General features: G+C 44.6%; 13 protein-coding genes. 5 read left to right on the top strand and 8 right to left on the bottom strand.

The window, feature by feature from the left end; all coding sequences use genetic code 11:
* The first annotated feature begins 61 nt into the window (after positions 1-61).
* Positions 62-457 carry a hypothetical protein gene (locus MHI44_RS17110; protein ID WP_003245187.1) on the top strand — a complete coding sequence of 132 codons (396 nt, stop codon included), beginning with the start codon at positions 62-64 and terminating at the stop codon, positions 455-457.
* Positions 458-495: 38 nt separating this feature from the next.
* On the opposite strand, the gene lcfB is transcribed toward MHI44_RS17110, so the two are convergent.
* The 4 genes from lcfB to MHI44_RS17090 all read right to left on the bottom strand — a co-directional run bounded on the left by lcfB (position 496) and on the right by MHI44_RS17090 (position 4,605).
* Positions 496-2,037 (bottom strand): long-chain-fatty-acid--CoA ligase LcfB, encoded by a 1,542-nt coding sequence (lcfB, locus tag MHI44_RS17105; RefSeq protein WP_029317566.1) that lies wholly within the window; start codon positions 2,035-2,037, stop codon positions 496-498.
* 116 nt (positions 2,038-2,153) lie between these two features.
* Positions 2,154-2,798 carry an SDR family oxidoreductase gene (locus MHI44_RS17100; RefSeq protein WP_101172515.1) on the bottom strand — a complete coding sequence of 215 codons (645 nt, stop codon included), beginning with the start codon at positions 2,796-2,798 and terminating at the stop codon, positions 2,154-2,156.
* A 64-nt stretch (positions 2,799-2,862) separates the two neighbouring features.
* The gene (lplJ, locus tag MHI44_RS17095) at positions 2,863-3,858 is read right to left on the bottom strand and encodes a lipoate--protein ligase (protein ID WP_213414385.1); all 996 of its coding nucleotides are present in this window, start codon (positions 3,856-3,858) and stop codon (positions 2,863-2,865) included.
* Positions 3,859-3,870: 12 nt separating this feature from the next.
* Entirely contained in the window at positions 3,871-4,605 is a 735-nt protein-coding gene (locus MHI44_RS17090; protein WP_339202473.1) for an MBL fold metallo-hydrolase, read from the bottom strand.
* Positions 4,606-4,762: 157 nt separating this feature from the next.
* On the opposite strand from MHI44_RS17090, the gene yhfH reads away from it, so the two are divergent.
* The gene (gene yhfH, locus MHI44_RS17085) at positions 4,763-4,897 is read left to right on the top strand and encodes a protein YhfH (protein ID WP_003244802.1); all 135 of its coding nucleotides are present in this window, start codon (positions 4,763-4,765) and stop codon (positions 4,895-4,897) included.
* Positions 4,898-5,167: 270 nt separating this feature from the next.
* Positions 5,168-6,457 carry a glutamate/proton symporter GltT gene (gene gltT, locus MHI44_RS17080; RefSeq protein ID WP_003245579.1) on the top strand — a complete coding sequence of 430 codons (1,290 nt, stop codon included), beginning with the start codon at positions 5,168-5,170 and terminating at the stop codon, positions 6,455-6,457.
* A gap of 36 nt (positions 6,458-6,493) precedes the next feature.
* Here the strand turns inward: gltT and MHI44_RS17075 are convergent, their stop codons facing one another.
* Positions 6,494-6,901: an ASCH domain-containing protein gene (locus tag MHI44_RS17075; protein ID WP_029317563.1), complete on the bottom strand. Its 408-nt coding sequence runs from the start codon at positions 6,899-6,901 to the stop codon at positions 6,494-6,496.
* Between the two features lie 12 nt (positions 6,902-6,913).
* Complete coding sequence (locus MHI44_RS17070; RefSeq protein WP_014479351.1) at positions 6,914-7,954, bottom strand: M42 family metallopeptidase; 1,041 nt, start codon at positions 7,952-7,954, stop codon at positions 6,914-6,916.
* A gap of 137 nt (positions 7,955-8,091) precedes the next feature.
* On the opposite strand from MHI44_RS17070, the gene MHI44_RS17065 reads away from it, so the two are divergent.
* Positions 8,092-8,283 carry a hypothetical protein gene (locus MHI44_RS17065; protein ID WP_003245634.1) on the top strand — a complete coding sequence of 64 codons (192 nt, stop codon included), beginning with the start codon at positions 8,092-8,094 and terminating at the stop codon, positions 8,281-8,283.
* 83 nt (positions 8,284-8,366) lie between these two features.
* On the opposite strand, the gene MHI44_RS17060 is transcribed toward MHI44_RS17065, so the two are convergent.
* On the bottom strand, positions 8,367-9,143 hold the full coding sequence (locus MHI44_RS17060; RefSeq protein ID WP_339202472.1) for a YhfC family intramembrane metalloprotease: 777 nt from the start codon (positions 9,141-9,143) through the stop codon (positions 8,367-8,369).
* Positions 9,144-9,271: 128 nt separating this feature from the next.
* Here MHI44_RS17060 and fabHB point away from each other — a divergent pair, with 128 nt between their 5' ends.
* Entirely contained in the window at positions 9,272-10,249 is a 978-nt protein-coding gene (gene fabHB / locus MHI44_RS17055; RefSeq protein ID WP_033883065.1) for a beta-ketoacyl-ACP synthase III FabHB, read from the top strand.
* Positions 10,250-10,290: 41 nt separating this feature from the next.
* Here the strand turns inward: fabHB and MHI44_RS17050 are convergent, their stop codons facing one another.
* The gene (locus MHI44_RS17050; RefSeq protein WP_015252436.1) at positions 10,291-12,618 is read right to left on the bottom strand and encodes a YhgE/Pip domain-containing protein; all 2,328 of its coding nucleotides are present in this window, start codon (positions 12,616-12,618) and stop codon (positions 10,291-10,293) included.
* Between the last annotated feature and the right edge of the window lie 65 nt (positions 12,619-12,683).

Below are 12,683 nucleotides of genomic sequence, written 5' to 3'. Positions count from 1 at the left end.
ACCCTTTTAAGCATGGAAAGCCCGATCGCTGGGAAAACTAACAATGTTTGGAGTGATGCAAATGAAAAAAATAGTGGCAGCCATCGTGGTAATCGGTCTTGTGTTTATCGCATTTTTTTATCTTTACAGCCGATCAGGCGATGTGTATCAATCGGTAGACGCGGATTTGATCACACTGTCTTCAAGCGGCCAGGAAGATATCGAGATTGAAAAAAGACAGCACGTCAAAGATATGCTGGATATTATGAATCAGGGAAAACAGGTGAAGACAGAAAAAACATCAGCCCCTGATTACGAAGGGACAATCAAGTTTCATAAAGACCGGTATGACTCATTCAGACTATGGATTGACGGCAGCCAGCAAGCCGTTTTTTTGAAGGATGGCACATACTACAAATTAAGCAAAAATGATACAAAGGCGCTGCTAAATATTATTAAAAAAGAAGCAAAGGATTGAAAATGAAAAAGCGAAGCTAACCGCTTCGCTTTTTCATTTTATTGGGGCAAAATATCTCTCAGTGCCCGTCTGAGCATTTTCCCCGTCGCATTTTTCGGAATATCGTCAAGAAACGTAATGGCGGCAGGCCGCTTGTATTTTGCCAGATGCTTTTCACAGTGCTGCATGATGTCCTCCTCTGTTACCCCAGAGCGTTTCGGCACCACATATCCCTTTACCGCTTCCCCGCTTTGGGGGTCCGGCACGCCGATGACAACCGCCTCCTTGACGTCCGGATGGCTGTACAGCACCTCCTCTACCTCCCGCGGATACACATTGTATCCTCCTACAATGATCATGTCTTTTTTCCGGTCAACAATGTAAAAATAGCCGTCCTCATCCCGTCTTGCCAAGTCCCCCGTATAAAGCCACCCGTCTTTTAATGCATGCTCTGTTTCCATCGGCATTTTATAATAGCCCTTCATCACATTGGGGCCTTTCACGATCAATTCGCCGACCTGGTGAGCGGGCAGCTCGCGTCCGAGCGGATCTACGACCTTGTTTTCGACATGTAAGATACTTGTCCCGATGGAGCCCGGTTTTCTGCCCCTGTCAAATGGGTTAAAGCACGTGACGGGTGATGCTTCCGAGAGCCCGTAGCCTTCCAAAATGGTAACACCGAATTTTTCTTCAAACGCCGTCAGCAACGCGACTGGCATGGCCGCGCCTCCCGAAATGCACAGCCGGATGGAAGAAAAATCATCTTTCTTTCCGTTTTCATGCTGAAACAAGTAGTTATACATTGTAGGCACACCGGCAAAAATGGTCGCCTGCTGCTGCTTAACAAGCTTAAAAACAGATGCCGGACTGAATTGAGGCTCAATCAAGACAGTTGCGCCGCTCATCAGCGGTGCATTCATGCAGACGGTTAAACAAAACACGTGAAACATGGGAAGAGCGCAGACCACATTGTCCCTCTCATCCATTCCCAAATAGCCTGCAACATCGTTGGCATTGCTGTACAAATTCTGATGAGTCAGCATCGCGCCTTTCGGTTTTCCAGTCGTTCCTGACGTATATAAAATAACCGCGGTATCATCAGGGACAAGTTCTTGATTTTGTTTAGCGACAGATGTCGGCCGCAATATTTTTGCAAACGTTGTCATTTTCATCCTGACCTCTGGGTCCGCCGCTTCCGGCTCGGCCTCCCCCGTCTGGCATAAAATGACGAGCTCAACCTTTGGCAGCGATTCATGCATGCTCTCATAAAGCGGCAAAAGCTGGCTAACGCCCACGATTGCCTTTACATCACCATTTGTCAGCATATAACCAATTTCTGTCGGCGTGTACAACGGATTGATGGGAACAACCACGATCCCAGCTTTTAAAGCGCCAAAAAACGCGATGATAAAATCAGGCGAATTGCCAAGCAGCAAAGCTAGATGGTCCCCTTTCTCCATACCGGCTTCCTGAAGGCCGTCCGCAAATCGCTGAATATGTTCATTCAGCTCTTGATACGTCATCATGTGATCTTTAAACCTGCATGCGATGCTGTCGGGCTTCTCAGATGCTGTTTCTTCCAATTTTGAAACAAGATTCATTCTCCCACCCCTTAAAGTGAATGAATAGTCATTCATTATTGAAGCAAGCTTTCTCCTCCATTATAGAGAAACAGAAAAAAACACTCAAGAGCAAAAAGCCCTGAGTGTCAGTACTGTCATAGTTTCTTCAATGCTTCGGCAATCGGCATATCTCCTTCTGTCAGATCAAAGGCCCGATTTTCCGTATTCTTCTCATCTAAAGAGGCAATGACCGTTTTTGCAACGTCATCACGGGAAATAAATCCCCGCTCCAGATCCTTCGCTGCTGAAACAGTTCCCGTTCCAGGCTCATTGCGAAGGCCTCCCGGACGGATAATCGTATAGGTTAAACCGCTCGCTTCCAGAATTTTATCAGCATAATGCTTGGCCACATAATAAGGCTTGAGTGCCTCATTCCAATTTTCACGGTTATGGGCTTGCAGGGCGCTGACCATAATAAACCGTTTGATTCCGGCAATGTCCGCAGCTTCAATGGCTTTCGCCGCTCCATCGAGATCCACCAGCAGTGTTTTATCATAGCCTGTGCTGCCACCGGAACCGGCTGTGAAAATGATCGCGTCACAGCCTTTTGCCGCAGCGGCGATTTCTTCCGGGCTGCCCTCCAGATTCGCAAGCACAGCTTCTGCACCGGCAGCTTCAAGAGACGCTTTCTGTTCTTCTTTTCTGACCATCGCTCTGATGGAATGATCAGGATTATCTTGGAATAAAGAGACGAGTCTTTGCCCGATTTGTCCGTTCGCTCCGATTAAAAACACTTTCATGTGAATCCCTCCTGCCTCCATTATTTCAAAAACACAACCGCTCTTTCAAACGATGTGTTTTGCCTTAATAAATCAGATCAAGGAAATCCTCTTTCGTAATGTTCCCAAAGTAATGCTTGAGATTCACACCTTCGAGCACATCAGCGATGACGCTGCGTTCGTATTGTTTTCCGGCCAGCAGGTTTTCAATTTCAGATACATCACCGACACCGAAGAAATCTCCGAAGATTTTGCAGTCCTCGATTTTGCCTTTCTTGACCTCTAGGCGCAAATCGATCGATCCAACCGGATAACGCTTCGAATGATTAAGGTTAAATTTCGGCGAGCGGCCGTAGTTCCAATCCCATTTCTGATAGCGCTCTTTCGAAATTTGATGAATGGTCTCCCAATCTTTTTCCGTCAGCTTATACTCCGGCACGTTTCCAATGTCGTTTGTGTTAAAAATATGGCGAAGCAAATGGCTGCGGAATTCTTCGGTGGTCATTTTATCATCGAGAAACTCACTGATGTTTGCTACTCGGCTTCTGATCGATTTGATGCCTTTTGATTCAATTTTATCCTTTTTCACCTTTAATGCTGATACAACATGATCAATGGCTGAATCAAACATGAGGGTGCCGTGGCTGAAAATACGGCCTTTCGTTGCAAACTGAGCGTTTCCGGATATTTTCCGGCCATCCACTACAATGTCGTTCCGGCCGCTTAATTCAGCTTCAACCCCAAGCTGATGTAACGCCTGAATCACCGGCTCAGTGAATTTTTTAAAGTTATGAAAGCTGTCCCCGTCATCCTTGGTAATAAAGCTGAAGTTCAAGTTCCCCAGATCATGGTACACAGCGCCCCCGCCTGATAAACGGCGGACGACGATAATCCCGTTTTCCTCAACATATTTTGTATTGATTTCTTCTATTGTATTTTGGTTTTTTCCAATGATAATAGACGGTTGATTCACATAAAAGAGCAAATATTGCTGTTCAGGGTCTAAATGCTTTACACAGTACTCCTCGATAGCAAGATTGATCCGCGGATCATTGATATTTTGATTGTCTATAAATAACATGGTGCTCCTCCTTTATCCTTCCCACACAAAACCTGATTTCGCAATATTCACTTCTCCGTTAAAAACGGTTTTCGCTTCTTTGCGAAGGTTGTCATGCACGCCAAAATGCGGCAAATGTGTCAGCAGCAGTTCTCCCGCTCCGGCTTCTTTTGCAATGCGCCCGGCTTCCAGGCTGTTCATATGGCCTGCACTTGTTCCGTCTTGATCGGCATAAAAATTGCATTCCGAGATCAATAAATCAGCATCTTTCGAAAACGGTATAAATGAATCCTGATAGCTGGAATCAGCAGTATAAACGACAGTGTGGCTGCCGTCAGTAATCCGCATGGCATAGCACGTCACCGGGTGAATTGTTTTTAAAAAGGTGATCGTAAACGGACCGTCAGCCAGCGGCTGATCCGGCTGATAGGCGATCCCTTTTGTATGTGTTTTATATGTAAGCTTTTGAAACTGTTCTATATCAGCATCATGTCCGTAAATCGGAAGCGTATGCTCTCCTTTGCCGAGAAACGAACCGACTTGCTTGGCAAATTGCAGCGGCCCGATATCAGCGATATGGTCATGGTGATAATGAGACAGAACGACCGCATCCAGCTTTTCCGCCGGCACATATCCGAACAGCTTAGACAATACGGCACTGCCGCAATCAACAAGCAGAGAGTAATCACCTGACTGAAACAAATAGCCTGACGTCGCTTCATTTGCGGCCGGAAAACCGCCATAGCATCCGATAACTGTAACTTTCATAATGTCCTCCTATCTTTTCAAAAAAATTGATCCTCCTTCAATATACCCATTTTTCTTGAAAAAAGCATGTTTTAAACATTGTATCAAAACAGTTATTGATTTTTGTGATCTGTTATATTACAATGAAATCACTACAAAGGGGAAAGAGGGATTGGTTATGCTGGGGAAAATCACAGAATTTTTTAGAAACCTGCCTTCGAAAAAGTGTGCGGAATGCGGAAAAAAGATAGAAGAGCAGCATGAGTGCTATGGTAATATCTGCAATGACTGTATAAAAGTAAACGATTTGTAATGAGCGAAAATCCCGCGCCTTACGCGTGGGATTTTCTTATTTTTTCACATATCTCTTAATTTTGAAACAATAGTCAGGTTAGGTCAAAGCTCACCTGTTTTTAGATAATTCTGGTGATTATCATAATGTCATTGAATATTCTTTATTTTCGAAATATAATTTACTATAGACGAATTGATTTCTTATCTATTATAATTTGATCTAATAGTGAGATTAAATATATGTCTATTCATGATATATGTTGATACTTTGTTTTTTGGGAGGTAATCTATGAAAAGAATTAAGTTTGGATTAGCCACACAAATATTCGTTGGACTTATTCTAGGTGTCATTGTTGGCGTCATTTGGTATGGCAACCCAGCATTGCCTACTTACCTGCAGCCAATCGGGGATCTCTTTTTACGCTTAATCAAAATGATAGTGATTCCTATTGTTGTCTCCAGCTTAATCATCGGTGTAGCCGGTGCAGGAAATGGAAAGCAAGTCGGTAAATTAGGCTTCAGAACGATTCTGTACTTCGAGATCATCACGACTTTTGCCATTATTCTCGGACTAGCCCTTGCAAACATCTTCCATCCGGGTACAGGAGTTAATATACACGAAGCTCAAAAATCGGACATCAGTCAATATGTTGAAACTGAAAAAGAACAAAGTAATAAATCAGTGGCAGAAACGTTCCTCCATATTGTGCCGACAAACTTCTTCCAGTCATTGGTCGAAGGGGATCTTCTAGCCATCATCTGCTTTACAGTACTATTTGCATTGGGTATTTCCGCAATCGGTGAAAGAGGCAAGCCTGTATTAGCCTTTTTTGAAGGTGTATCCCATGCCATGTTCCACGTTGTAAACCTTGTGATGAAAGTGGCGCCATTCGGCGTTTTCGCTCTTATCGGAGTGACTGTGTCTAAATTCGGACTCGGTTCTCTTATCTCTCTCGGAAAGCTCGTCGGATTGGTTTATGTCGCGCTTGCTTTCTTCTTAATTGTTATTTTCGGGATTGTCGCAAAAATTGCCGGCATCAGCATCTTCAAGTTCCTTGCTTACATGAAGGACGAAATCTTACTGGCGTTCAGTACGTCCAGCTCTGAAACGGTTCTTCCGCGCATCATGGAAAAAATGGAGAAAATCGGATGTCCGAAAGGCATTGTTTCATTTGTCATTCCGATCGGTTACACGTTTAACTTAGACGGTTCCGTTCTCTATCAATCTATTGCCGCACTCTTTTTAGCACAGGTATATGGCATTGATTTGACGATTTGGCACCAAATTACGCTTGTGCTCGTCTTAATGGTGACATCCAAAGGGATGGCTGCCGTGCCTGGTACTTCTTTTGTTGTCTTGCTTGCAACGCTTGGCACCATCGGCGTTCCGGCTGAAGGACTTGCCTTTATTGCCGGCGTAGACCGCATCATGGATATGGCACGTACAGTTGTCAACCTGACTGGTAACGCGCTTGCTGCCGTTGTGATGTCTAAATGGGAAGGCATGTTTAATCCTGCGAAAGCAGAAACTGTTATGTCCCAATCGAAAACAGAACAAAACGCAACCATTTCTGGTTAATGAAAAGCCTGCGGGGTTCTTGCCCCGCAGGCTTTTTTAATCTTTAACAAGCACAAACAGCTCTGTAATCAAAACAGTATCCTCATTCAGCTCCAGTTCACCGCTTTTGATCAGTTCCGCCCATGCCATCCGATGATCCTCTTGAAACTCCTCAATTCGGTCTCCATTGCCCTCTCCTTTGACTAACCTCATATCAGGCGCACCAAAGGTGGTTTCAAAGACATCTGTTACTTTTATATTGCATCTTGGATTGTCATGTTTATCATAAACGGTAACAAGCTGACCCGCTGTTTGATAAACGTCCCTCAATTCATCTTTTGAATACAATGATTTCGGCGCGCACGTGGCGTTTTTTTCTCCGGCAAGGATCTGCTGAATCAGCTGTTCTCCCAACCCGTCATCACCTTCCCAGCCGAATGTGCTTTTCAGCTTATAAATCTTCATTGGTCCTCCCCCTTATACCATTGGTGACTGTACATAGTAATACAGAAGCTTAGCGGTATGGCGAAGAGATGATTTATGGGTGCGTTCAAATGCATGGGAAGCGTCAATTCCCGGCCCTATGAGGCCATGCACAATATCATGCCCGGATTTGATCGCTGCTGACGCATCAGACCCGTAGTACGGATATATATCAAGCTTATAGTCAATATGATGCTTCTCGGCTAATTGAACTAAATGCTTTCTGAGCTGATAATGATACGGCCCGCTCGCATCCTTCACACAGATTGATACTGAATATTCATCTGTCGCCTGCCCGTCACCGATAGCGCCCATATCAACCGCCAAATATTCAACTGTTTCAGGAGGAATATTCGAATTCCCGCCGTAACCGATTTCTTCATTATTGGAAATAAGAAAATGGGTTGTATACGGCAGCTCAATGTCTTCTGTTTGAATTTCATGAATTAAGCGGAGCAATAAGGCGACGCTTGCTTTGTCATCCAAATGGCGCGATTTAATAAATCCGCTTGATGTGATCTCGACACGTGGATCAAACGACACAAAGTCTCCGACGCCAATGCCAAGCTCCTCCGTATCTTTCCGGCAGTGAACAGGTTCATCTAGGCGGATCTCCATATTCTCTTGATTCCGCTCAGCCTTTCCCGCGTCTTTGTATACGTGCACAGACGTTTGATGCATTAAGATTGTGCCTGTGTACGTTTTTCCTGAGGCGGTTTCAATTTGGCAATACTCTCCCTCAATCGAGTTGTAGCGGAACCCGCCGATTAAATCGATTTTCAGCCGGCCGTCCGCTTTAATTTCCTTCACCATAGCGCCGAGGGTGTCAACGTGCGCAGTCAGCATGCGATGCCGGGATGTGTCGCGTCCTGGAAGCGTTGCAATTAAGCCGCCCTTGTGGTTCCGAACCGTTTCTACCTTCCATTCTTTTAAAAGGCTTTCAATATAATTGATCACCTCATATGTATTTCCGGTCGGGCTTGGGATCGATACAAGTTCTTTAATGAGCTCCATCGTTTTACGTACGGACGTCATAGGGCATTCCTCCTTTTATTTTCTACTTAAAATATACTCTTTTCCCGAGGGACCCGTCCAATCTTTTCCTATCAATCTCTCATATGCTGTAGAGAGCATGGGAAGAGGAGGGATTTCTATGTGCTGTCGTCATTCACATGAACAGAAATGTCGTTGTCACGATTGGTTCGATGATTTTTGGTTCTTTGACGAGTGGTTCGATAAAGATTTCCACGACCATTGCAAGAAAAAGAAAGAATGCCATGACCCTTGCGAGAAGAAGAAAAAGAAACACCATTGTTTCTCTTGTAAAAAACACAGACATTCTTGCTGTCATTGCTAAAGACTGAATCAGAAATATTCTGATGACCCATGCTTAATGAATATTTCCATTCACATTTTTCCAAGCGGGCATTGCTGCTGCTTGGACCTTTTATTGAAACACCCTTTTTGCTTTTACAATCCAATAAACTGATAAAGCCGCTATAAGAGCAACAATGATTTCAACACCAGCAGCATGCTCTATGATTCCTCTCTGATATAAAACCGCCGGTACATTAAACAGTGCATGTAAAAGAATAGAATACAACAAAAACAGCGGCCGGCGGCTTTTAACCGCGTACAAAACAAGCAGAGACAGCCCAATTTGGACGGCAATGGCACTGATTCTTTCTATTCCGCCCAGCATCCATTCATACGAAGGAGTATGCAGCAGCTGCTCCTGTATCGGCAAAAGCGCCTGTTTGACGTCGCCATTGACCAAAAGCTGTTCAAACGTCCCGCTATTGATTGCAAATGCGTATACAATAAGTGAGATAGAGGACAAGCCTGTAATCAGGATGGCTTCAAGCCCGCCATGGCCGGCCCCGAAAGCCAGACCATCCGCCCAGGTATGATGGCGCTTCATAAAAAATCGCATCATCATATACCTTCCGCACTCCTCAAAAATGCCGGCCATCAAGCAGCCGTAAACGCCATACCATAATGGATGCTGCATCACTTCTTTCGTCATTTCATTCACTTGCAGCACATAAACATGAACGCCGCCTTCCAGCAGCTGAGCGAAGACAAAAAACGTGAGAGCGCCAATAAAAAACACTTTAAGCGAGGCGCCATACTTTCGCTTAAACCATACAATCAGCCCGATTGGCAACAGAAACGCAATAGCCCCGGATAATGCCAAAAAGACTACTGCTTCTTGACTGACCATTTTTCAGCCTCCTTTTTCTTTTTCATAGATTCCCTATTCTACACTTCTCTTTTTTTGTAAAAAAACCTTCTTTTTAGTACCAGATACTAATATCTAGTGTTATAATCTGACCATAAGGAGTGATTCATATGTCAAAAGCAAAAATTACAGCTATCGGCACCTATGCGCCGAGCAGACGTTTAACCAATGCAGATTTAGAAAAGATCGTTGATACCTCTGATGAATGGATCGTTCAGCGCACAGGAATGAGAGAACGCCGGATTGCGGATGAACATCAATTTACCTCTGATTTATGCATAGAAGCGGTGAAGAATCTCAAGAGCCGTTATAAAGGAACACTTGATGATGTCGATATGATCCTCGTTGCCACCACCACATCCGATTACGCCTTTCCGAGTACAGCATGCCGCATACAGGAATATTTCGGCTGGGAAAGCACCGGCGCGCTGGATATTAATGCGACATGCGCCGGGCTGACATACGGCCTCCATTTGGCAAATGGATTGATCACATCAGGTCTTCATCATAAAATTCTCGTGATCGCCGGAGAGACGTTATCAAAGGTAACGGATTATACCGATCGAACGACATGCGTTCTGTTCGGCGATGCCGCGGGTGCGCTGTTAGTAGAACGAGATGAAGAGACGCCGGGATTTCTTGCGTCTGTACAAGGAACAAGCGGGAACGGCGGCGATATTTTGTATCGTGCCGGACTGCGAAATGAAATAAACGGTGTGCAGCTTGTCGGTTCCGGAAAAATGGTGCAAAACGGACGCGAGGTATATAAATGGGCCGCAAGAACCGTCCCTGGCGAATTTGAACGGCTTTTACATAAAGCAGGACTCAGCTCCGATGACCTCGATTGGTTTGTTCCTCACAGCGCCAACTTGCGCATGATCGAGTCAATTTGTGAAAAAACACCGTTCCCGATTGAAAAAACGCTCACTAGTGTTGAGCACTACGGAAACACGTCTTCGGTTTCAATTGTTTTGGCGCTCGATCTCGCAGTGAAAGCCGGGAAGCTGAAAAAAGATCAAATCGTTTTGCTTTTCGGGTTTGGCGGCGGATTAACCTATACAGGATTGCTTATTAAATGGGGAATGTAACAAAAAAAGAACTTGTTTCCAAGGAAACAAGTTCTTTTTCTTTATGAAGCCGGCTGTTCTTCTGATGTTTCTTCCTTCCGGCTTAACATTGTAAAGTAAGTAATGCTTAGTGCAATCATGACGAGGGCAATGCCGATTAAGACGCCGGCCATCTGCCACATGTAGCCAAAGTCACCGTTTGAAATGACTGCTCTGAATCCGTTAATGCTGTAGGTCATCGGCAATGCGCCGTGGATGACCTGATAGAAATTCGGAAGCAATTCCAGCGGGAAGGTTCCTCCGCTCGCTCCCAGCTGCAGCACTAAAATAATGACTGCGATAAATCGCCCCGGGTTGCCCATCGTTGTAGCCAAAAATTGAATTATCGCCAGGAAAGCGAGACTCGTAATGATCGTAAACACGTAAAATCTCCACGTGCTCTCTACCTCAAGACCAATTCCCAATAGAAGAACCGTCGCCACAATCAATGATTGAATGATTCCTACAAGCATCATGACATTGAATTTGCTGAAGAACCACTCAAAACCGTTTCTCGGACGTCCTGACGCTTCCTTCAGCGGGAAGACAACCGTCAGCATGATGCCGCCGACATACAAGCCCATTGACAGGATATAAGGTGTCAGCCCTGTTCCATAGTTAGGAACGGAATGAATGGCATCATCTTTGGTTTTAACCGGATCCGCAAACATGCCGTATGTTTGATCATCAGCATCGATATCTCCTGTTTGGTCAGCCGCATCCTTCAGCTTACTAGACAGCTCTCCTGTGCCGTCCAATAGCTTGCCTAAACCTGTATCAAGTGATGCAGATCCGTCTGCAAGTTTTGATGATCCGCTTTGGACCTGTTTAGACCCGTCTAACAGCTTAAACAATCCGCCGGATACTTGGCTGCTTCCTGTCACCAATTGCTCTGAGCCCGCTTTTGCTTTTGCGAACTGCTTATTATATTCACCGATGCCCGCTGTCAGTTTAGTTTGGCCATCTGTCAGCTTCTGAGAACCATTGTATATCTTATCAGCTCCCTCAGTTAATCTGTCAATCGCATCTTGGATTGTTTTTGCGCCGTTATAAAGCTTAGATGTAGCTTCCGGCATGGCTTTCACCTGCGCCACCTGCGCTTTCACGTCTTCAAGAGAGCTTTTTATCGTTGCGATGTCAGGCAGCTGATCAGCTGTAGGTAGCTGGCTTAATATTTGATCAAAATCAGGCGCATCAACTTGCGGAAGCTTTTTCTCAACAGAATTAATCAGCTGGCTTTTTTGCTCCGCTGTTAAGAAGTCACTCGAATTGATGACATTTTTAAATGCCTGATCACGGTTTTTCAAACTGTTTTCAAAGTCAGTCAGCTGTTTTTTGAATTCCTTCATCGCAGTTTCTGACTTTTCCAGATTGTTTACAGCAGTTTCAAGCTTCGTTAAATCGAGCGCATTAATGATCTTTTCCGCTTTTGCCGCTTTCTCAGAACCTTCTTGGACTTTACTGTTGAGCTGATCCAACCCGTTAGTAAGTTTAGGCGTACCCTTCTGCACGTTTTGAAGTCCGGCAAGAAGTTCATTCATCTTGCTTGTCAGTTCGCCTGATCCTGCTGCAAGCTGACCAGATTTATCATAAATCTGGTTGCTGCTGTCCTGGAATTTACCGAGCGAGCTGTCAAGTGATTGGATGCCGCTCGTCACCTGAGCCGCTCCATCTGCAAGCTGCGCTGTTTTGTCACTGATGGTAGCGGTGCTTTCCTTCAGCTTCGCCAGATTTTCTTTCAGCTGGGCGCTTCCGTTTTTCGCATCCTTTGTGCCGTCATCAATTTTTTTCGCGCCGCTGCTCGCGTCGCTCAAACCTTTTGCGATATCTTTAAAGTTATCAAAAATAACTTTCGTATATTGCTCGGTCACTTCTTTTGAAACAGAGGCTTTCAGTTTATCAATCGCTTTTTCGCCGATCGTTGCCCCTACATAGTTAGAACCTGCATTTGTGTGGTATTTCAGATCCAATTTTTTCGGATTTTTGTCTAATACAGTGCTGGCATTCTTAGAAAAATCCTCAGGAATCTCGACAACTAAATAATATTTTTGATTCAATAAGTCCTTTAACGATTGGTCGAGATCATTGGAAAAATGCCAATCAAAGTTGTTATTATCCTTTAATTCTTTGACCAGATCATCACCGATTTGAAGTTTTTCTCCTTCATACGTTGCTCCCTTGTCTTGGTTGACGACAACGACAGGCAGCTGGTCAACTGTGCCGTACGGGTCCCAATAAGCCTTTAAGAATACGCCGCTGTAAATAAGCGGGACAAACAAAATGGCGATGATGGGAATCAATAATTTTTTACTTGTTACGATGTCTTTCCACTGACTTCGTATTGTGTTCATCCTGATGCCTCCATTCTAAAACTGACTCATCATGAAAAATGGTCATTTTCTTGCAAAGAGAAAGG

The sequence above is a fragment of the Bacillus sp. FSL K6-1366 genome (assembly GCF_037976695.1).
GTDB lineage: Bacteria > Bacillota > Bacilli > Bacillales > Bacillaceae > Bacillus > Bacillus subtilis.
This window is presented reverse-complemented; position numbering and strand designations above follow the sequence as displayed.